Source organism: Georgenia sp. G2120 (genome assembly GCF_055326485.1).
In genome coordinates, this window is the sequence record NZ_JBUZNL010000016.1 from 19,088 (window position 1) to 40,087 (window position 21,000).

Sequence of the window (21,000 nt, forward strand, 5' to 3'; positions counted from 1 at the left end):
GCGTGACCGAATCGTGATGTGCCCGAGCATGGAGGTCTCATCGCACTCCGCGTGCCACGTCGCGACACGCATTCGTGACATGGAATGTGTTTCCATGTGGCCGATCCCCTGTTACGGTCCCCGACATGGAACAGCGTGCCAAGTCGTATCACTCGCAAGGGCTCGTCCGAGCCCTGGCGATCTTGCGACTGCTCGGCAAGGCACCCGCCCCCCTCACGCTGGCCTCGATCGCCACGGAGCTCGAGCTGCCGAAGTCGACCGCGGTCCGCCTCCTCCAGGTGATGGAGGAGGAGGGGTTCGTCCGCCGCTCCGGCGAGCACCCGGCGTACTCGATCGGGCATGCCGTCCACGAGATCGCCGAGGGCTACCGGCCGCCGAGCATGTCCGACGTCGCGGCCCCGGTCCTCAGCCGGCTCGCCGACGAGGTGGGCTTCACCGCGAACCTCGGCCTCCTCGAGGGCCCCTCGGTCCTCCACCTCCACGTGGCCGAGCCGCAGCGCGCGCTCCGCTTCGCCACGGGCGGCACCCTCGACCACGCGTACTGCACCGGGCTCGGCAAGCTGCTCATGTCGGTCCTCCCGGAGGACGCCATCGACGCCCACCTCCCGGAGTCCGAGCCCTACTCGAGCTGGACCGCACGCACGATCACCACCCGGGCCGGCATCGTCGACGAGCTCGAGCGGATCCGCCGGGACGGCTACAGCGTCGACGACGAGGAGCGCAACCGCGGCGTCACCTGCATGGCCGTCCTCCTGCCGACCCGAGGCGCCCCCACGCTGGCGATGTCCGTCTCCGCCCCGAGCGCCGAGCTCGAGGAGCCGGCCCGTGCGACGCTCCTTCCCGTCCTCAACGCCGCGGCGGCCGAGCTCGTCGCAGCCCCCGGGTTCGACGCCGCGCTCGAGCCGCTGCGCACCCGGATGGCCACCGCATGATCGTCGACGTCCACAGCCACTGCCACCAGCCGGAGCACTGGGGGAGCGAGCACGAGGACCACTGGCAGGGCGCCTACGGCGGCGAGCCCTACCCGGTGGTCACGCCCGAGTCCTACGACCAGGTCATGCAGGAGGCCGGCGTCGACGTCGCGGTCGTCTTCGGCCTCGCGGCGTCGCAGGCAGGCGTGCGCACGCCGAACCGCTTCGTCGCCGACTTCGTCGCACGGATGCAGACCCCGGCGATCCCGTTCTGCTCGATCGACCCGCTCGACGCCGACTGGCGCGACCAGCTCGACGAGGCCGTCGAGCTCGGGTTCCAGGGGGTCAAGCTCTACCCGGTCCTGTCGCTGTTCGACCCGCTCGCCGACGAGTTCGACGACTTCTACACGACGCTGCGGGCGAACGGCATGGTCGCCCTGTGGCACATGGGCGCCACCCCCAGCCCCGTCGGCCGGCTCGCGGTGAGCCAGCCGATGGTCATCGACGAGGTCGCCCGCCGCCACCCGGACCTCACCCAGGTCATGGCGCACATGGGCCACCCCTGGCAGCGCGACACGAACGTGGTGCTGCGCAAGAACCCGCGCGTCTTCGCCGACGTGTCGGGCGTCCCGTCCCGGCCGATGGACGCGTTCTTCGCGTTCGTCGGCGCCCAGGAGTGGCGCACGGTCGACAAGCTCGTGTTCGGCTCCGACTACCCCCTCTGGACCCCCGCGCAGGCGCTCGCCAACCTGCGCGCGATCGCCCGGTTCCGCGCCGGGAACCTGCCGTTCGTGGCCGACGACACGATCGAGCGGATCATCCACTGCGACGCGCTGACGATGCTCGAGCTCACCGCTCCCACCGGCACGCACTCTTCGACACCTAGGAGCACCTCGTGACATCCGTCTCCCGCAGCCTCGCCGAGGCTGCCGAGCGCATCATCCCGGGCGGGGTAAACTCCGCCACCCGCAGCATCGGCGCACCGTGGGCCTGGCGGTCGGCCAAGGGCGCCACGATGACCGACATGGACGGCGGCGTCTACACCGACTACCACGCCGCGTTCGGGGCGATCCTGCTCGGCCACAGCGACGAGCGGGTCAACGATGCCGTCACCCGCGCGATCGCCGACATCGACCTCGTGGGCGTCGGGACCACGGAGCTCGAGGTCGAGCTCGCCCGGCTCGTGGTCGACGCCATCCCGAGCGCCGAGATGGTCATCTCCACGATGAGCGGGTCGGAGGCCACCTTCCAGGCCGTCCGCCTCGCCCGCGGCGCGACGGGGCGCCCCTTCATCCTCAAGTTCCAGGGCAACTTCCACGGCTCCTACGACGCGCTCGCCCGCAACGTCATCTCGAGCCCCGACCTCGCCTGGGGCCGCGACCCGAACTCCTCGGGGATCCTCGACGACGCCATCGACCACACGCTGATCGCCGAGTTCAACGACCTCGCCTCGGTGCAGGAGCACTTCGACCGACACCCCGAGCAGATCGCCGCCGTCATCCTCGAGCCCGTGCCCCACAACGTCGGCGCGCTCCTGCCCGAGCAGGAGTTCCTCGAGGGCCTGCGCGAGATCACACGGGCGCACGGCAGCCTCCTGATCTTCGACGAGGTGATCTCCGGCTTCCGGCACGCGCTCGGCGGGTACCAGGAGCTGTGCGGCGTCACCCCGGACCTCACGACCTTCGGCAAGGCGATGGGCAACGGGTTCCCGGTCGCGGGCCTCGCCGGCTCCACCGAGGCGATGTCCCACTTCACGCCCGCCGGTGGCACGGTCATGCTCGCCGGCACCTTCAACGGCAACGCCGCGTCGATGGCCGCCGCCATCGCCACGATCGAGGTCCTCAAGGACCCCGAGGTCGACTTCTACGGTCACGTGGGCCGCCTCGGCGACCGGATGCGCGCGGGTCTCCAGCAGATCGCCGACGACGCCGGGATCGCCGCGCACGTCACGGGTCTCGGTTCCGTCTTCATCCCGTACTTCCTCGACGGCGAGGTCCGTGGGTACCGCGACCTGCTGCGCAACGACGACAATGCCTACGCGACCTTCCACCGCCGGATGATCGACAAGGGCTCGTTCATGTACCCGATGGCGCTCAAGCGGAACCACATCTCGCTCGCGCACACCGAGGCCGACGTCGACCGCACGCTCGCCCAGGCCGAGGACGTCCTCGGCGCGATGGCGCGCGAGGGACTCTTCGCGGCGCAGGCGGCGAACGCCTGACATGTCCCCGATCTCCTCGACCGTGCTGACCGGAGGCCTCGTGGCCGACGGGCTCGGCGGCGACCCCTTCCTCGGTGACGTCCTCGTCGCCGACGGGCGGGTCTCCGCCGTCGTCCCGGCGCGCGAGCGGCCCGCCGGCGGCTACGACGCGGAGATCGTCGACTGCACGGACCGGGTCGTCGCCCCCGGCTTTGTCGACCTGCACTGCCACTCCGACCTCAGCCTGCTCGCCTACCCGGGCAACGAGAGCCGGGTCGGCCAGGGCGTGACCACCGAGGTGGTGGGCAACTGCGGCATGAGCCCGGCCCCCGGGAACGCCGACGCCGCCGGCCTCGCGCGGGTCATCAGCACGATCGACGTCACGCCCGACCTCGGGTGGTCCTGGCACGACGTCGCCGGCTGGCTGCAGGCGCTCGACGACTGCGAGACGGCGACCAACGTCGCCGCCCAGCTCGGGCACGGGTCGGCACGGTTCGCGGTGGCCGGCACGAGCACGGACCCGCTCGACGACGACGGGCTCGCCGCCCTCGAGCGGGAGGTCGAGGACGCCTTCGCGGCCGGCGTCGTCGGCGTGAGTCTCGGGCTGATGTACGCGCCCGGCGCCTCGGCCGGTGCGGACGAGCTCGCCGCCGTCGCCCGGATCGTCGCCGCGCACGACGGCCTGCTCTCGGCGCACCTGCGGGACTACCGCGCCGGGTCCCTGCGGCGCTCGATCGACGAGCTGGCCGGCACGTCCGGCGAGGGCGGGCCGAGGCTCCAGGTCTCCCACCTGCGGGGCATCGGCGGCGAGGACGGGTTCCCGGAGGCGCTCGCCCACCTCGAGACGCTGCGGGAGTCCGTCGACATCGACGCCGACGCGTACCCCTACGTCCACGGCCACACCACGCTCATCCAGCTGCTGCCGCCCGAGCTCCGCGACGGCGGGCCGGACGCCGTGGTCGCGGCCTGCCTCACCGACCCGGGCGCGGTCGCGGGGGAGCTCGCCGCCGCCGGGTACGGCCTCGACCAGATCCTCGTGATGAAGGCGACCGAGACGCCCGAGGCCGTCGGATCGGACCTCACGGAGGCGCCCGGGGACCCCTGGCTGTGGCTCGTCGACCTCCTCGTCGCGAACCGGGGCCTGGTCGACGTCGCGGCCGAGAGCGGCCGGTGGAGCGACATCGACCTCATGCTCGCCACCGACTGGGTCTCGATCGCCTCCGACGGCACCGCGCTCGACCGCACCCACCGCGCGTCCGTGGCCCACCCCCGCTCGTGGGGCGCCTTCTCCGCCGGGTACCGCATGCTGCGGCACCGCGGGACCGCGATCGGCGAGACCGTGCGCCGGCTCTCGACCGCGCCCGCCGCGCGCGCCGGCATCACCAGCGGCATCGTGCCCGGGCGCCGGGCCGACCTCGTCGTCCTCGACGACCAGGCCTTCGACTCCGCGGCCACGTTCGGGGACCCGGCCCGGCCGTCCGTCGGGCTCGACCACGTGTACGTGGGCGGCACCGCCGTCGTCGGGTCCGGGCGCCTGACGGGCGCCCGCCCGGGAACGCTCATCAGAGGGAGAGAGCAGTGAACAAGGACCAGACGCCGCTCGGCGTCGGGATCGTGGGGGTCGGCGGCATCGCCCTGTCCCACATGGCCGCGCTGCGCACGATGCCCGGTGCGCGGCTCGTCGCGGTGTGCGACCTGGACGCCGCTCGTGCCGCCGAGGTGGCGCACACCGAGCGCTGCGCCGGCTACGGGTCGGTCGAGGACCTGCTTGCCAACGACGAGGTCGAGGCCGTCATCGTCTGCACCCCGAACATGACGCACGAGAAGCTGGGGCACCAGGTCCTCGAGGCCGGCAGGCACCTGCTGATGGAGAAGCCGCTGGCGCTGACCCCGGAGGGGGCGCGCGGCGTCGCCGCCGAGGCCGAGGCGCGCGGGCTCGCGCTCGCCGTGGGCCACAGCCATCGGTTCTCCGACCAGAGCCTCGCGATCCGCGAGGTCATCGACGCGGGGGAGATCGGCGCGCCCCGGTTCGTCCGGGTCGTCATCAACGGCGGCTGGATCTGGCCCGGCTGGCAGGCCTGGGTGCTCGACCCCGCCCTGTCCGGCGGACACTCCCTGCACAACGGCGTCCACCTCGTCGACCTCGCGAGCTGGTGGATCGGCGAGCCCGCCACGAGCGTCCACTCGGTGGGGCAGCACGCCACGAGCGAGGCGCTCGACATCTACGACTACCTCGTCATGGAGCTCGGCTTCGCGAGCGGCGCCGCGGCCGTCTGCGAGATCAGCCGGGGCGAGCGGCCCCGCAGCGCCTCCTACCTCGAGCTCACCGTGGTGGGCACCGACGGCGTCCTCACGCGCTCGTGGGACGCCGAGGGCGTCCTCGCCTGGACCGACACCGGCCTCACCGCCTGGGGCGTCGACGGGTCCGGCCCCCGCACCTTCGTCCGCGAGCTCGAGGCGTTCGTCGCCGCGGCGCGCAGCGAGTCCGAGGTCGTCCCGCCGGTCTCGGCGGCGATCCACGCCGTCGACATCGCCGCGGCGTCCGAGGAGTCCCTGCGCACGGGCCGCACGATCGAGATCGGAGTCCGGTCATGACCGCACCCCTCGCCACCCGCCCGGGCCTCACGCGCGCGCTCGCCGCGGTCCGCAGCGGCGAGATCGGGCTCCTGCGCGCCGTCGCCCTCGACCTCGTCGCGACGGGCCCGGGCGACGCGCTGCGCGACCTCGGCCCGGACGCGATCGAGGTGCTGCGCGGCGCGACCGGCCCGACCTCGGTCACCCTCCAGGCCCACGCGAGTGCCGACACGGGCGCCACGACGTTCCTCGGTCGCGCCGACCACGGGGTCGCGGTCAGCGCCCACCTCTCCCTGGTCGCGGGGGAGCACCGGGAGTACCTGCGCGCCGCCGTCCGGATCGTCGGCACACACGGGTCGGTGCTCGTCGACCTCCTGAGCCCCGGGCTCGACGTCCGCACCGCGGCCGGCGTGCGCGCGGTGCCCTTCGGCCTGCCCGGCGCGGACGTCGCGCCGGACGAGGCGACCGAGACCCTGTCCGCGATCGCCGGTTCGGCGCGGTCCGGTGCGACGGCAGAGACCAGCTGGTGAGGAAGGAGCGGACATGAAGTGGTTGACGTTCGACGAGGACGGCGCGGTCCGGCACGGGTACGTCGAGGGCGACGAGATCGTCGTCACCGGCGACGGGGACCTGACCGCCGTCGTCCGGGGAGAGGCCGGCACGGCCGAGGCGGGCCGACGCCCGCTCGACGGCGCGCGCATCCTCGCCCCGCTGCTCGCCCCGGGCAAGGTGCTCGCGGTCGCCGCGAACTACCAGGAGCACGTCAAGGAGGCCGGGTTCGAGGCGCGCAAGCAGTCCACCGCGACGCCGCGGCTCTTCCTCAAGCCCGACACCTCGATCACGGGCCCGGGCGCCCCGGTGGCGCTCAACCCGATCACGAGCCAGCTCGACTGGGAGGTCGAGATCGCCGCGGTCATCGGCCGGCGTGCCCAGGGTGTGCCGGTGGACCGGGCGCTGGAGCACGTGTTCGGCTACGCCACGAGCAACGACATCTCGGCGCGCAGCCTCGACCTGGGTGTCGAGCGCGACGGCGAGGCGGCGACCGGGTTCTTCGACTGGCTCGAGGGCAAGTGGCTCGACGGCTCCGCGCCGCTGGGCCCCTACCTCGTCACGAGCGACGAGGTGCCCGACCCACAGAACCTCGGGCTGACGCTCGAGCTCAACGGACAGGTCATGCAGCGGGGGAGCTCGACCGACATGGTCCACACCGTCGCCGAGCTGGTGTCCTTCAGCTCGCGACTCATGACCCTCAACCCCGGTGACGTCATCCTCACCGGCACACCGTCCGGCGTCGGTGCCACCACCGGCGTCTTCCTCCAGCCCGGCGACACCATGGTCGCCGCGGTCGAGGGACTCGGGTCCCTCACCACCCCCATCGTGGCGGCATAGTCGCCGCCCGCACCAGCACCACCCGATCACGAGGAGCAATGATGCGATCACGAATCGCGAAGAGTGTCGTGGCAGTCGGCCTCACGACGGCCCTGCTCGCCGCCTGCGGGGGCGGCGGCGACGACGGTGACGGCGGCGAGTCCGGGTCGGACGGGGGCGAGGCCACGTCGGCGAACCTCTACCTGTACCAGGCGCCCGTCCAGTTCAACCCGCTCGCGCCCGGCCAGGGTGCCGAGCAGCTGACGATGTCGCTCGTCTACGACGGCCTGTTCAACCTGGGCCCGGACTTCGAGCCGGTCCCGCGCATCGCCGAGTCGTGGGACGTCTCGGACGACGCGACCACCTACACGTTCCACCTGCGCGAGGGACTCGAGTGGAGCGACGGTGAGCCGATCACCGCGGACGACGTCGTCTTCACGTACAACCTGTTCGCCAACCCGGACGTCGCCAGCCCCAACGTCGCCCCCTTCGACAACGTCGTCGGGTTCGACGCGGTCCAGGACGGCTCGGCCGAGACGCTCGAGGGCCTCGTGGCGGAGGACGAGCAGACGGTGTCGATCACGCTCACCGACCCGACCCCCGGGTACCTCGCGGAGTTCGGCATCGGCTTCGGGATCCTCCCCGAGCACGTCCTCGGCGAGGTCGCGCCCGGCGAGATCATGGAGCACGAGTTCTGGACGATGCCGACCGTGAGCTCCGGCCCCTACGTCATGCAGGAGTTCAACACCGACCAGAACGTCGTCCTCGAGGCCAACCCCAACTACTGGACCGAGGTCGGCATCGACACCCTCTACCTCCAGATGCTCACGAGCGACGTCGCGACCGCGCAGCTCGCCACCGGCGAGATCGACCTCGTCCAGATCGCGCCGCAGGACCTCGAGACGGTCGAGGGGCTCGACGGCGTCACCGTCGGCTCGGCGCCGTCGCCCGGGTTCCTCCGCCTGCTCGTCAACTTCACCAAGTTCGAGGACGAGCGGATCCGTCAGGCGTTCCTCATGGCCATCGACCGCCAGGGCATCATCGACGGCATCCTCGGCGGCCACGGCGAGACGATCAACAGCACGATCATGACGCCGTGGGCGCTGCCCGACGACCTCGAGACGTACGACTACAACCCGGAGGAGGCGACGGCGCTCCTCGAGGAGGCGGGCTTCGACTTCGACCAGGAGGTCGCGATCAGCTACATCCCCGGGACGGCCGATCGTGACGCCGCCGTCCAGGTCGCCATCGAGAACCTCAACGCGATCGGCGTCAACGCCGTCGCGCAGCAGATCGAGAGCGCGAACCAGCTCTCGATGATCGAGAACGCGGAGTACGACCTCATGGTCTCGGGCGGTGGCTTCTACACCCCCGACCCGACGGTCTCGGCCAACGCGCTGACCTGCGACAACGTCTTCCCCGCCGGAGGCAACACGTCCCTGTTCTGCAACGAGGAGCTCGACGCCCTGCTCGAGGAGGGTGCCGTGACGGCCGACGAGGGCGAGCGCGAGTCGATCTACCAGGACGCCGTCCGCATGGACAACCAGCTGGTGCCCTACCTCTGGCTCTACGTCCCCGACACGCTGTGGGCGTCGAGCGACCGCCTCCAGGGCTTCGAGCCGCACGGCGACTTCGCCAACGGCTTCTGGAACGTCGCCGAGTGGACCGTGACGGAGTAGCTGCATGCTGAGAGCCCTCGTCCCACGTCTCCTCTCGAGCGTGGCTGTCTTCCTGCTCATCGCCATCGGACTGTTCGCGCTGGTCCGGCTCGCACCCGGCGACCCCATCGAGATGATGGTGCCGCCGGAGCTGGCCGGAGCCCAACGCGACGCGTACCTCGCGTCGGTCCGCGAGAGGTTCGGTCTCGACCAGCCGATCGTCGTGCAGTTCTGGCGCTGGCTCGGTGGGCTCCTGACGGGGGATCTCGGCTACTCGTACACCAACGGCCGGCCGGTCGGCGACCTCCTCGCCGACCGGCTGGGCCCCACGGCCCTGCTCATGGGCAGCGCCCTGACCATCGGTCTGATCGTCGCGGTCCCGGCCGGCGTCATCGCCGCCGTGCGCCGCAACACGATCGCCGACTACACGATCAGCTCGGTGAGCGTCATCGCGATCGCCGTCCCGAGCTTCTTCCTCGGCATGCTCGCCATCTACACCTTCGCGGTGCGGATGCAGGTCCTTCCCTCCTCGGGGATGCACTCGCCGGGTCGCGACGACCTCGGCGACCTGCTGCTCCACATGATCATGCCGGTGGGCCTGCTCGCCCTGGCCAACGCGGCCAACTTCATCCGGTACGTGCGCAGCGGCGTGCTCGAGGAGCTGAACAAGGACTACGTCCGCACGATCATCGCGAAGGGCGGCACGCAGGCACGGGCCCTGCGGCACGCCCTGCGCAACAGCCTGATGTCGCTGGTCACGGTGCTCGCGATGACGATCCCGATCGCCCTGTCCGGTGCGGTCGTGCTCGAGCAGATCTTCTCGTGGCCCGGGATGGGGCAGCTGGCGATCGACGCCCTCGGGCAGCGCGACTACCCGGTGCTCATCGGGTTCGGGCTCTACATCGCGGTGCTCGTGCTCATCTGCAACCTCATCGCCGACCTGTCTTACACGATCATCGACCCGAGGGTGAGGACCGCACGATGACGAGCCAGACCCCCGGTCCCGCCTCGAGCGTCGACCTGTCCCCGGGCCAGAGCCCCGGTCCCGTCACGGGGGCCGACCTCGCCGCGACGCAGTCGGAGTCGTCCCCCGACAAGCTCGCGGTGCGCCGGTTCCTCAAGAACCCGATCGCGGTGATCGGCGTCATCGCCCTGGTCATCACGGTGCTCGCGAGCGTGCTCGCCCCGTACATCAGCCCGCACCCGCCGAACGCCATCGACCTGACGAACGTCCGCCAGCCGCCGTCCGGGGAGCACTGGCTCGGCACGGACTCGACCGGGCGCGACGTCTTCAGCCGGCTGCTCGCGGGCGGCCAGATCTCGCTCATGGTGGGCTTCCTCGCCGCGCTCATGGCGGTGGTCATCGGCACGCTGGCCGGCGTCGTCGCCGGATGGTTCGGCGGCATCGTCGACGGGATCATCAGCCGCGTCATCGACATCATGCTCTCGGTGCCGCCGGTGCTCGTCATCATCGTCCTGGCCGGCGTCATCGGACCGAGCGTGCCGATGCTCATCATCGTCATCGCCGGCCTCGCGTGGCCCACGCCTGCGCGCATCGCGAGAGGCGTGGTGCTCAGTCTCCGGGAGGAGGAGTTCGTCCAGGCCGCGCGGGCCCTCGGCTCGCGGACCGGGTTCATCCTCGTGAGGCACCTCGTGCCCGGCGTGCTGCCCCCGATCGTCGTCTCGGCGACCCTGCTCGTGGCGGAGTCCGTGCTCCTCGAGTCCTCGCTGTCGTTCCTCGGCGCCGGCGTCCAGCCCCCGGAGTCCAGCTGGGGCAACATGCTCAACGAGGCCCAGTCCCTCACCGTCCTGTCGTCGATGCCGTGGCTGTGGGTGCCGGCCGGTCTGATGATCGCCGTCACCGTCCTGTCGGCGATGGCGATCGGGGACGGCGTCCGGGACGCCATCGACCCGCGGAAGAACACCTGACATGACAGACGAGAAGACGACGACGACCACGTCGGACGGGCCGATCATGAACGGGTCGACCACGATCAGGTCGACGACGGACAGCACGTCGAGCGGCTCGACCACGAACGGGTCGACGACGACGAACCCCCTGCTGGCGGTCCGCGACCTCACCCTCGACATCCGGACGCCCCAGGGCAAGGCGCGCATCCTCGAGGACGTGTCGCTCGAGGTCCACGAGGGCGAGATCGTCGGCGTCGTGGGTGAGTCCGGCTCTGGCAAGAGCATGACCGCGCTCAGCGTCCTGCGGATCCTGCCCCCGACCGCCTCCATCCTCGGCGGACACATCGAGTTCGAGGGCGTCGACCTCGCCACGCTGAGCCAGGGCGGGATGCGCAAGATCCGGGGGCGGCGCATCGCGATGGTCTTCCAGGACCACATGACGACCCTCGACCCGGTGATCTCCATCGGTGCGCAGATCGAGGAGGCCTACCTCATCCACCACCCGCGGGCCGGCCGGGCGAAGGCCCGCGCCCTGGTGGTCGAGACCCTCGAGCGGGTCGGCGTGCCGGACGCCGCGGAGCGGGCGAAGCAGTACCCGCACCAGTGGTCCGGCGGCATGCGCCAACGCGCGGTCATCGCGATGGCGCTCGTCAACGACCCGGACGTCATCATCGCCGACGAACCCACCACGGCCCTCGACGTGACGATCCAGGCGGAGATCCTCGCCCTCCTGCGCGCGATCCGCGACCGCCGCGGCCTGTCGATCCTGCTCATCACGCACGACATGGGCGTCATCGCCGACATGGCCGACCGCATCGTCGTCATGAAGGAGGGGCGGGTCGTCGAGACGGCGGAGTCGCACGCCCTCTTCGCGTCGCCGCAGCACCCCTACACGCGCAAGCTCCTCGACGCCGTGCCGCAGCCGACCGGCGAGGAACCCGTTCCCGCCGAGCCGGAGACCTCCGACCCGGTCGCGCTCGAGGTCACCGACCTCGTGGTCCAGTACAACCGCTCCTGGCGCCGGCAGGGCTTCCGCGCGGTGGACGGCGTCAGCTTCTCGGTGCCCGAGGGGTCCGTCGTCGGGCTCGTGGGCGAGTCGGGATCGGGCAAGTCGACGATCGGCAAGGCGATCGTCGGGCTCGCCCCGATCACGGCCGGCAGCATCCGGGTCGGCGACGTCGACCTCAAGGACCTGCGGGGAGGGGCCGCGCGCCGGTCGCGCGCGAACTACGGCATGGTCTTCCAGGACCCGGCCTCCTCGCTCAACCCGCGGATGACGATCGGCCAGTGCATCGCCGAGCCGCTCGTCGCGCACCGGCGCGAGATGACGAAGGCCGAGCGCAAGGCCCGCGTCGTCGAGCTCCTCGAGCAGGTCCAGCTGCCCGCCGCGTGGGTCACGCGCTTCCCGCACGAGCTCTCCGGCGGCCAGCGCCAGCGGGTCGGTATCGCCCGGGCGCTGGCGCTCGACCCGGAGCTGCTCATCGCGGACGAGCCGACCTCGGCGCTCGACGTGTCGGTCCAGGCCGCCGTGCTCGACGTGTTCCAGGACCTGCAGCAGCGGCTCGGCTTCTCCTGCCTCTTCATCAGCCACGACCTCGCGGTCGTCGAGCTGCTCTCGGAGAGCGTCGTCGTGCTCCAGGGCGGGCAGATCGTCGAGCGCGGGAACGCGCAGGCGGTCCTCAACGACCCGCAGACCGACTACACCCGTCGGCTCGTCGAGGCCGCGCCGGTCCCGGACCCCGAGCGTCAGCGGGACCGGCAGCTCACGCACGTCACCACCCACTAGATCTGCACGACCAACCCCACAACAGGAGTACACCCATGCGCGTCATGACCGTCTACGCCCATCCCGCCGACACGATCACCAACTGCGGTGGCACGCTGGCGCTCCACGCCGACGCCGGCGACGAGATCGTCGCCGTGATCCTCACGCACGGCGGACGGATCCACCCCAACGTCTACGCCGAGGAGGCGCGCAAGGAGGACGCCGCCGACCTCGCCCTCCTCGAGGCCGACCGCGAGGCGATCATCGAGAACAAGAAGGGCGAGCTGCGGCGCGCCGCCGAGATCGTCGGCATCGGCACGATCGAGTTCCTCGACCACGACGACGCCATCAGCGTGGTGCAGGAGGACATGGTCGACGAGGTCGCCGAGCTCATCGCCAAGCACCGGCCCGACGTCATCATTGCGGACTACCCGCAGAACCCCGCGGTGACGAACTCCGCGCACACGATCGCGACGATGACGCTCATCGCCGCCCTCGACCGTGCCTCCCAGTTCCTCAAGAACATCGACGGCAAGGAGGAGGTCAACGTCAAGCAGGTCTTCCTCGGCGGCCTCCCGGTCATGGCGGGCGACGCCCTGTCCACCTACGGCGTGCGCAACGACCTGTTCATCGACATCACCTCGGTGGTCGGCCGCAAGATCGCCGCGATGGACTGCTTCTCGAGCCAGGGCTACGACGGCCCGTTCGCCCGCAAGCTCATCGAGGCGAGCAACGGCGAGTTCGGCCGCACCGCCGGCGTCGCGCTCGCCGAGCCCTACGTCCGCTTCCGTGGCGAGACCCGGTCGCTGCTCCCGCTGACCGAGTACGCCGAGGCGGCCGACCCGCTCACCCGCCACGTGGCGTACTCGCAGTTCGACGTGCGTCGCGAGTTCCCGCTCGCCTAGTCACCCCGACGACGCCGCCGCCTCCGGCGTCGGTCCCGCCCGCCGGCCTGCCCGACCTGCCGACCTGACCGGCCGACCCCACCGAGACGCCCTGGAGGGCCCCGTGACCGTGACCGACCCCGCCGACGTCGTCGGCCGACCGCTCGAGGAGCTGCCGACCCCGGCGGTCCTCGTCGACCTGCCGACCGTGCGGCGCAACATCGCGCGGATGGCGGGGGTGGCGCGCGGCTTCGGCGTCGCGCTGCGTCCCCACTGGAAGACGAGCAAGTCCGCCGAGGTCGCCCGCATGCAGCTCGAGGCGGGGGCGGTCGGGCTCACGGCGGCGACGGCCGGCGAGGTCGAGGCGCTCGTCGCGGCCGGCGTGCCGGACGTCTTCTGGGCGTACCCGCCCGTCGGTCCGCACCGGGTCGCGACGGCGCTGGGCGCCGCGCGGCGCGCGCGCCTGATCGTCGGGGTCGACTCGCTCGCCTCGGCCCGGCCGCTCGCCGAGGCGGCGGCCGCGCAGGGCGTCGAGGTCGAGGTCCGCCTCGAGGTCGACACCGGCCTCGGGCGCACCGGCGTCGACCCCGAGGAGGCGCCGGCCGTGGCCCGGGACCTCGCGGACCTGCCGGGTCTCGTGCTCGAGGGGATCTTCACGCACGAGGGGCACGTCCAGGCCCTCGGGCCCGACCCGGAGCGGCGCCTCGAGGTCGGCACGGCGGCGGGGCGCCTCCTCGCCGATGTCGCCGACCGGCTGCGTGCGGACGGCCTCGAGGTCGGCAGCGTCTCGGTCGGCTCGACCGCCGGCTCACGGTCGGCCCCGAGCGCCGACGGCGTGACCGAGGCCCGTCCGGGCACCTACGTCTACGGCGACGAGAACCAGGTCGCCATCGGCACGATCGACCCGGCCGACACCGCGACGAGCGTGCTCAGCCGCGTGGTGAGCACGCAGCGGGGCGAGCCCGTCGTCGTCGACGCCGGGATCAAGGCCATGAGCTCCGACCCGAGCATGCACGGCGACGGACGGATCGGCACCGTCGTCACCGACGGCGGGGGAGTCCTCGCCAAGGGGTACGAGGAGCACGGCGTGCTCGGCGGCGCTGCGCCTTTGCAGGTCGGCGACCTCGTCCGGTTCCGCCCCAACCACGCCTGCGGGCTCACCAACATGCACAGCCACGTCCTCGTCGTCGACGGCGGTGTCGTCGTCGACGTCTGGCCCGTCCTGGGCCGTCACTAGAAGGGAACACCCCCATGCAGCAGATCACCTCGCCCGAGGCCCCCGCGCCGGCGGGCCCGTACTCGTCCGGCATCGTCAGCGGGGGGTTCCTCTTCCTCGCGGGGCAGGGGCCGTTCGACGCCGACAGCACCCTCGTCGGCGGCAGCTTCGCGGACCAGGTGCGGCGCACGTTCGCCAACCTCGAGGCCGTCGCCCAGGCGGCGGGGACCTCGATGAGCAATGCCGTGCGCATCGGCGTCTACCTCAACGACATGGCCGACTGGCCCGAGTTCAACGAGGTCTCGAAGGAGTGCCTGAGCGAGCCGTACCCGGCGCGGACCTCGATCCAGGCCGACCTCAGCGGCTTCCTCGTCGAGATCGACGCGGTCGTCGCGCTCGACCCGGAGGCGTGACCGGCATGGAGCTCCTGCGTATCGGTCCGGTCGGCGGCGAGCGACCCGTGGTCCGGCAGGGCGGCACGACGTACGCGCTGGACGGCCTGACCGCCGACATCGACGGCGACTTCCTCGGCGGCGGCGGGATCGACCGCGTCGCCCGCGCGCTCGAGGCGGGCGAGCTGCCCGAGATGAGCATCGACGGCGCCCGCGTCGGCGCGCCGATCGCCCGCCCCACGGCGGTGATCTGCATCGGCCAGAACTACGCGGCCCACGCGGCGGAGTCCGGCGCCGAGCCCCCGAGCGAGCTCATCGTCTTCCTCAAGCACCCCAACACCGTCGTCGGCCCCTACGACGACGTCGTCATCCCCCCGGGCGCCGAGAAGCTCGACTGGGAGGTGGAGCTGGGCATCGTCGTCGGCCGCGCCGCGCACCGGCTCGCCTCCCGCGAGGAGGCGGAGGCCGTGATCGCCGGGTACGTCGTGTGCAACGACGTCTCCGAGCGCGAGCACCAGCTCGTCACCTCGCTCGGGCAGTGGTCGAAGGGTAAGACCGCGCCGACGTTCTGCCCCGTCGGTCCCGCGCTCGTGCCGGCGGGCGAGCTGGACCCGGGGGACCTGCGGATCTGGTCGACCGTCAACGGCGAGCCGCGGCAGGACTCGACGACGGCGGACCTCATCTTCGACGTCCCCACGATCGTCCACGAGCTCTCGCAGTACGTGCGGCTCGAGCCCGGCGACCTCATCAGCACGGGGACGCCGCAGGGCGTCGCCCTGTCGGGTCGCTTCCCCTACCTCACCGGCGGGGATGTCATGGAGATGGGCGTGGACGGCCTGGGCCACCAGCGCTCGCGCCTCGTGCCCGGCGACGGGAGCGCCGCCTAGCCCCGCCCGTCGTCGTCCGGCTCGTCGGTGCCCGTCGGGCGCCGTTCTCGTCGTCGGCCGTCCGGGCCGGTCCCGGTCGTCGGCCGTGCCTCCGCACGGCCGGTCACCATCGGACCCGGACGGTCGGGCGACAATGGCTCCCATGCCTCGCCTGACGATCCCCGTGCGCCTGCGCTGGTCGGACATCGACGCCTACCGGCACGTCAACAACGCGAAGATGCTCGGCATCCTCGAGGAGTGCCGCATCCAGGCGTTCTGGCAGCCGCGCCAGGGGGAGGACTCGCCCGCGATGGGCCCCGGGTCGGGCACGAACACGCTGATCGCCCGACAGGAGATCGAGTACCTCGCGCCCGTCGAGTACTCGCTCGAGCCCCTGCAGGTGGAGCTGTGGATCTCGCACATGGGCGGGGCGTCGATCGACGTCTGCTACGAGATCCCCGGGCCTGACGGGCCGGCCGCGCGGGCGACGACCACGCTCGTCCTCGTCGACGAGGAGACTGGACGTCCGCGCAGGATCACCGCGGCCGAACGTTCAGCGTGGTCCGAACTCACGGATGCTGCGATACGTTTCCGACGCCGGGACCGAGACACGTCCGACGGTGGCTCGGCGACGGTCGAGAACACGGCCTGAACCCCCTCTGGCCAGCTCGATGGAGAGCCCTCGGAGGCACTCATGTCCCACCATCCCCCCGAACCGCTCGGTCACCACCCCGGGCAGCCCGACGACCAGCACCAGGACTCCGGCCTGCACTCCGCGCAGTCGCCCGGGACCGGCCAGTACGCCGTCCATCCGAGCGCACCGTCGCCCGGCGGTCACGGCGGGTACGGGCCGCCCGGGGGCTACGGCGGCCCCGGAGGCCCCGGCCGGGCGGGAGGTCCCCCGGGCGGCGGCGACCCGTACCGCGCCACAGCCCCGGCGGACGCCGCGAAGGGGTTCTTCGCCAAGCTGTTCGACCTGTCCTTCAACGACTTCATCACCCTGACGTTCGCGAAGATCATCTATGTGCTGGTCATCGGGATCGCCGCGATCGGCTGGCTCATGCTCGTGGTCACCGGCTTCGCGACGGGAGAGGCGATGCTCGGCATCCTCGCCCTCCTGCTCGGCTGGGTGCCGGCCCTGCTCTACCTCGTCCTCGTCCGCGTCGGCCTCGAGTCGGCGATCGCGCTCATCCGGACGGCGCAGAACACGACCGACATGGTCCGCCGGGCCTGACGGCAGCCCCGGGGTCCCGGTGCCCCCGCGCCGGGACTCCGCGTGCTCCCCGGTCCTCGCGTGCTCCCGGGGTCTTGCCCGCCCTCGGGAGATCGCATGCCGCGGGGGACGTCTGGGCCGCGGGGACCCGGGTGCGGTGCCGGCGCGCACGAGGCCCGAGCCCGCGCCCGATCGGGCACGTCCTGCCCGGGCGCGCCTCGTCGTCGTGCAGGTGTCTATCGCAGGGACGGCCGGCGCCACTGCTCGCCGGGACCCGACCCCGAGACGTGCGGCTGGGGCTCGGGCACGCGGACCATGCCCTCCTGCCCGATGGTCGACACGAGCGCGCCGGAGCGGTCGTAGACCTCGGCGGTCCCGAGGCCACGGCCGCCCTGCGCGGACGGCGAGCGCTGGACGAACAGCAGCCAGTCGTCGACCCGCAGCTCTCGGTGCCACCACATCGAGTGGTCGAGCGAGGCCATCGAGAGCCCGTCCGTGCGCCACGTCAGTCCCTGTCGACGCAGCACCGGCTCGAGCATCACCTGGTCGCAGGCATAGGCGAGCAGGGCGCGGTGGAGGAGCTGGCTGCTGCCCTCGGGCAACGGGGCACGAGCCCGCATCCAGAGCATCTGCGTGTCGGACCTGTCCGGGTCCGGCCCCAGGTAGATGCTCGGCCCCACGTGCCGGATGTCGAACGCCGCGGTCGAGGACATGAACCGCGCGACGGGGTGGTCGACGGACTCGAACAGGTCGATCGCGCTCGGCAGCGTCTCCGGGTCCGGCGCGTCCGGTGCGGGGTCGTGGTGCTCGAGCCCCGGCTGGGTCTCCTGGAACGAGAAGATGATCGACAGGATCGGCTTCCCGCCCTGGAACGCGTGGCTGCGGCGGGTGGAGAACGAGCGGCCGTCGTGCAGGCGCTCGACGGCAAGGGTCACCCCGTGGTCGGCGTTGCCCGGGCGCAGGAAGTAGCCGTGGGCGGAGTGCAGCAGGCGTGGGCCGTCCCCGTCGTCGACGAGCGTGTCGTCGGCCGCGAGGATCGCCTGGGCGAGCACCTGCCCGCCGTAGATCCGCCCCGACAGCTGCGGCAGGGACTCCGCCGCGTACGTGTCGTCGCCGGTGCGCTCGAGGCGCATGGCGTCGAGGATGCGCCGCATCTGCTCCGAGTCGCTGCTCGGGACGTCGAGCACGCCCGACCGGTCGCCCGGCGGGGGAGGCACCGAGGGCACGCCGACGTGCGTCGTCTGCTCATCGCTCACGGCCGCGGCTCCAGCGTGTTGATCATCGCGTCGGCGGCGCGGACGAAGTAGTCCCACATGGCCTGCTCGGACTCGGGGTCGAGCCCGGCGTCGTCGAGGGCGGCGCGCATGTGCGTGAGCCACCGGTCCCGAGCGTCCGGGGTCACGCGGAACGGCGCGTGACGCATCCGCAGACGCGGGTGGCCGCGCTCCTCGGAGTACGTGGTGGGCCCGCCCCAGTACTGCTCGAGGAACATCCGCAGGCGCCGCTCGCCGCCCTCGAGGTCGCCCTCGTACATCGGCGCGAGCACCTCGTCCGTGGCGACGCCCTCGTAGAAGCGACGGGCGAGCAGCTCGAAGGTCTCGTGGCCGCCGAGGCGGGCGAACAGCGCCGCGCGCTCGGCCAGCTGGGTCGATCGGTCGCTCGTCGTCATCGCCCCATTGTCACCCGTGGAACCCTTGCGGCAACACGGCACAACCTCACGGCGTCCGCCGTTCCGCTCTGGCAGGATCATGATGTTCCACCGAACCTCGACGGCCGGCCAGCGCGGGCCTCACGTAAGGAGCTCTATGACGGACGCCGACGACGCCGTGGCACCCTCGCAGGCCCTCGCGCGTCTGGCAGACCTCAAGGGGGTCGCCACCGAGTTCTGGGACTTCCACGGGAAGCACCGGACGATCAGCGCGGCCACGATCCGGTCGGCGCTGCGGGCCCTGGGTGTCCCGGCGGACACCGACGACGAGGTCGCCGAGTCCCTCGAGGAGCACGAGCTGGCGCCCTGGCGCGAGGTCCTGCCCGACTCGGTGGTCGTGCGGCAGGGGCACGAGTCCCGGCTGTCGGTCTACGTCCCGCTGGGCACCGACGTCCACGTCGAGGTGCGCCTCGAGGACGGCGAGCGGTGGGAGCTGAGCCCCGCGGCCGAGCCGCCCGAGATGCGGGAGGTCGACGGCCGCACGCAGTCGAGGGTGGAGTTCGTCGTCCCCGCCGACCTGCCGCTCGGCTGGCACACGGTGGTCGCCAAGCCCGCGGGTGCTCGGCGTCGTCGTGCACCCATGGCCGTGACGCCGGACCGCCTGCAGCTTCCCGAGCTCGAGGGCGGCCGCGGCTGGGGGCTCAGCGCCCAGCTGTACTCCGTGCGGTCGCGCCGCTCCTGGGGGCTGGGGGACGCCGCGGACCTCGCCGAGCTGGCCGCGCTCGCCGGGGGTTCCGGCGCCGACTTCATCCTCATCAACCCGCTGCACGCCGCGCAGCCGGTGCAGGGGATGGAGACGTCCCCCTACCTCCCGGTCACGCGCCGGTTCGTCAACCCGATCTACCTGCGCCCCGAGGAGATCCACGAGGCCACCTACCTCTCCGGCCCCGAGCGCTCGCTCGTGCAGTGGGCGGCGGACGAGGTGCGCCCCCTCAACGAGACGAACGAGCCCCTCGACCGCGACGCCGTGTGGGCGGCCAAGCTCCAGGCGCTCGAGGTGATCTTCGCCGCCGGCCGCAGCGCCGCGCGGCAGCAGGCGTTCGAGCGGTTCCGGGCGGACGAGGGCGAGGGCCTGGAGGACTTCGCCCTGTGGTGCGCGCTGCTCGAGGACCAGGCCGGCGAGCCGTGGCCGGTCGAGCTCACCGACCCCGCAAGCCCGCAGGTGGCGCTCAAGCGCTCCGAGCTCGCGGACCGGGTCGAATTCTTCGCGTGGCTCCAGTGGGTGCTCGACGAGCAGCTCGCGGCGGCGCAGCGCGCGGCAACGGAGTCCGGCATGCGGCTCGGCATCATGCACGACCTCGCCGTCGGGGTGGACTCCCAGGGCGCCGAGCGCTGGTCCGGCCAGGAGGTCTTCGCCGCCGGCATCGAGGTCGGCGCGCCGCCGGACATGTACAACCAGCAGGGCCAGAACTGGTCCCAGCCCCCGTGGCGGCCCGACGCTCTCGCGCGCACCGCCTACGCCCCGCTGCGGCAGATGCTGCGCACAGTGCTGCGCCACGCCGGCGCGATCCGGGTCGACCACGTGGCCGGCTTGTTCCGCCTGTGGTGGATCCCCACCGACGGCGGGGCCGACCAGGGCACCTACGTCAGCTACGACCACGAGGCGATGGTCGGCGTCCTCCTGCTCGAGGCGCACCGCGCGGGCGCGGTGGTCATCGGGGAGGACCTCGGCACGGTCGAGCCCTGGGTGCGCGACTACCTCGAGGAGCGCGGCGTCCTCGGCACGCAGGTGTTCTGGTTCGAGAAGGACGAGGACGGGCGGCCGAAGGAGCCCGCGGACTACCGGCGGCTCGCGCTCGCGACCGTCGACACGCACGACCTGCCGCCCGTCGCGGGGTACCTCGCCGACGAGCACGTCGACCTGCGCGAGCGCCTCGGCCTGCTGGTGGAGCCGGTCGAGCAGGTCCGGGCCGAGTCCGCGCTCGAGCGTCGCCGCACCGTGGAGCGCCTGCGCGAGCACGGGCTGGTCGGCGAGGACCCCTCGGAGCGCGAGATCCTCGAGGCGCTGCACGCCTACGTCGCCGCGACGCCGAGCTACCTCGTGGGCGTCTCGCTCGTCGACGCGGTGGGGGAGCGGCGCGCCCAGAACCAGCCCGGAACGCACACCGAGTACCCGAACTGGAAGGTGCCGCTCGCCGACGGCACCGAGCAGGTGGTCCTCCTCGACGACCTGCACGCCCACCCGCGCGTCCGCTCGCTCGTGGCGACGGTCGAGCGCGCGATGGGCCGCCAGGGTCGCTGACCCGGGCGCGGGTGCCTGCTCCGGCCCTCGACGTAGGGAATCGGGCGATGAGTGCGGGGATCCGGTCCCCGCACTCACCACCCGATCGCCGC

Annotated in this window: 20 protein-coding genes; 18 read left to right on the top strand and 2 right to left on the bottom strand. The window is 72.3% G+C overall.

Annotation, left to right across the window (positions count from 1 at the left end):
* The first annotated feature begins 125 nt into the window (after window positions 1–125).
* The 17 genes from ACZLMO_RS14655 (at window position 126) to ACZLMO_RS14735 (ending at window position 16,979) form a co-directional block, all read left to right on the top strand.
* Complete coding sequence (locus ACZLMO_RS14655; protein ID WP_463654148.1) at window positions 126–932, top strand: IclR family transcriptional regulator; 807 nt, start codon at window positions 126–128, stop codon at window positions 930–932.
* Window positions 929–1,810 (top strand): amidohydrolase family protein, encoded by an 882-nt coding sequence (locus ACZLMO_RS14660; protein ID WP_463654149.1) that lies wholly within the window; start codon window positions 929–931, stop codon window positions 1,808–1,810. The genes ACZLMO_RS14655 and ACZLMO_RS14660 overlap by 4 nt, the downstream gene beginning before the upstream one ends.
* Entirely contained in the window at window positions 1,807–3,132 is a 1,326-nt protein-coding gene (locus tag ACZLMO_RS14665) for an aspartate aminotransferase family protein (RefSeq protein ID WP_463654150.1), read from the top strand. The genes ACZLMO_RS14660 and ACZLMO_RS14665 overlap by 4 nt, the downstream gene beginning before the upstream one ends.
* Before the next feature lies 1 nt (window position 3,133).
* On the top strand, window positions 3,134–4,693 hold the full coding sequence (locus tag ACZLMO_RS14670) for an N-acyl-D-amino-acid deacylase family protein (protein ID WP_463654151.1): 1,560 nt from the start codon (window positions 3,134–3,136) through the stop codon (window positions 4,691–4,693).
* Window positions 4,690–5,706: a Gfo/Idh/MocA family protein gene (locus ACZLMO_RS14675; RefSeq protein WP_463654152.1), complete on the top strand. Its 1,017-nt coding sequence runs from the start codon at window positions 4,690–4,692 to the stop codon at window positions 5,704–5,706. The genes ACZLMO_RS14670 and ACZLMO_RS14675 overlap by 4 nt, the downstream gene beginning before the upstream one ends.
* Window positions 5,703–6,215 carry a Gfo/Idh/MocA family oxidoreductase gene (locus ACZLMO_RS14680; protein WP_463654153.1) on the top strand — a complete coding sequence of 171 codons (513 nt, stop codon included), beginning with the start codon at window positions 5,703–5,705 and terminating at the stop codon, window positions 6,213–6,215. The genes ACZLMO_RS14675 and ACZLMO_RS14680 overlap by 4 nt, the downstream gene beginning before the upstream one ends.
* Before the next feature lie 13 nt (window positions 6,216–6,228).
* Complete coding sequence (locus tag ACZLMO_RS14685) at window positions 6,229–7,074, top strand: fumarylacetoacetate hydrolase family protein (protein WP_425714948.1); 846 nt, start codon at window positions 6,229–6,231, stop codon at window positions 7,072–7,074.
* A gap of 68 nt (window positions 7,075–7,142) precedes the next feature.
* Entirely contained in the window at window positions 7,143–8,732 is a 1,590-nt protein-coding gene (locus ACZLMO_RS14690; RefSeq protein WP_463654154.1) for an ABC transporter substrate-binding protein, read from the top strand.
* Between the two features lie 4 nt (window positions 8,733–8,736).
* The gene (locus ACZLMO_RS14695) at window positions 8,737–9,696 is read left to right on the top strand and encodes an ABC transporter permease (RefSeq protein ID WP_463654155.1); all 960 of its coding nucleotides are present in this window, start codon (window positions 8,737–8,739) and stop codon (window positions 9,694–9,696) included.
* Complete coding sequence (gene opp4C, locus ACZLMO_RS14700) at window positions 9,693–10,640, top strand: oligopeptide ABC transporter permease (RefSeq protein WP_463654156.1); 948 nt, start codon at window positions 9,693–9,695, stop codon at window positions 10,638–10,640. The genes ACZLMO_RS14695 and opp4C overlap by 4 nt, the downstream gene beginning before the upstream one ends.
* A 1-nt stretch (window position 10,641) precedes the next feature.
* Window positions 10,642–12,408 (top strand): ABC transporter ATP-binding protein, encoded by a 1,767-nt coding sequence (locus ACZLMO_RS14705; protein ID WP_463654157.1) that lies wholly within the window; start codon window positions 10,642–10,644, stop codon window positions 12,406–12,408.
* A gap of 35 nt (window positions 12,409–12,443) precedes the next feature.
* Window positions 12,444–13,292, top strand: a complete 849-nt coding sequence (locus tag ACZLMO_RS14710; RefSeq protein WP_425714941.1) for a PIG-L deacetylase family protein — start codon at window positions 12,444–12,446, stop codon at window positions 13,290–13,292.
* A 103-nt stretch (window positions 13,293–13,395) separates the two neighbouring features.
* Complete coding sequence (locus ACZLMO_RS14715) at window positions 13,396–14,508, top strand: alanine racemase (protein ID WP_425714940.1); 1,113 nt, start codon at window positions 13,396–13,398, stop codon at window positions 14,506–14,508.
* A gap of 14 nt (window positions 14,509–14,522) precedes the next feature.
* Entirely contained in the window at window positions 14,523–14,900 is a 378-nt protein-coding gene (locus ACZLMO_RS14720) for a RidA family protein (RefSeq protein ID WP_463654158.1), read from the top strand.
* Between the two features lie 5 nt (window positions 14,901–14,905).
* Window positions 14,906–15,766, top strand: a complete 861-nt coding sequence (locus ACZLMO_RS14725; RefSeq protein ID WP_425714937.1) for a fumarylacetoacetate hydrolase family protein — start codon at window positions 14,906–14,908, stop codon at window positions 15,764–15,766.
* Window positions 15,767–15,908: 142 nt separating this feature from the next.
* A complete protein-coding gene (locus ACZLMO_RS14730) occupies window positions 15,909–16,397 on the top strand; it encodes an acyl-CoA thioesterase (protein WP_463654159.1) in 489 nt (162 codons plus the stop codon).
* A gap of 42 nt (window positions 16,398–16,439) precedes the next feature.
* Window positions 16,440–16,979, top strand: coding sequence for a DUF4282 domain-containing protein (locus ACZLMO_RS14735; RefSeq protein ID WP_463654160.1), 540 nt, complete (start codon window positions 16,440–16,442; stop codon window positions 16,977–16,979).
* Between the two features lie 215 nt (window positions 16,980–17,194).
* Here ACZLMO_RS14735 and ACZLMO_RS14740 read toward each other — a convergent pair whose 3' ends face one another.
* Both ACZLMO_RS14740 and ACZLMO_RS14745 read right to left on the bottom strand, forming a co-directional pair.
* Window positions 17,195–18,112 carry an acyl-CoA thioesterase gene (locus ACZLMO_RS14740; RefSeq protein ID WP_463654185.1) on the bottom strand — a complete coding sequence of 306 codons (918 nt, stop codon included), beginning with the start codon at window positions 18,110–18,112 and terminating at the stop codon, window positions 17,195–17,197.
* A gap of 98 nt (window positions 18,113–18,210) precedes the next feature.
* Window positions 18,211–18,627 carry a globin gene (locus ACZLMO_RS14745; protein ID WP_463654161.1) on the bottom strand — a complete coding sequence of 139 codons (417 nt, stop codon included), beginning with the start codon at window positions 18,625–18,627 and terminating at the stop codon, window positions 18,211–18,213.
* A gap of 136 nt (window positions 18,628–18,763) precedes the next feature.
* Here ACZLMO_RS14745 and malQ point away from each other — a divergent pair, with 136 nt between their 5' ends.
* The gene (gene malQ / locus ACZLMO_RS14750; RefSeq protein ID WP_463654162.1) at window positions 18,764–20,908 is read left to right on the top strand and encodes a 4-alpha-glucanotransferase; all 2,145 of its coding nucleotides are present in this window, start codon (window positions 18,764–18,766) and stop codon (window positions 20,906–20,908) included.
* The last annotated feature ends 92 nt before the right edge of the window (window positions 20,909–21,000 follow it).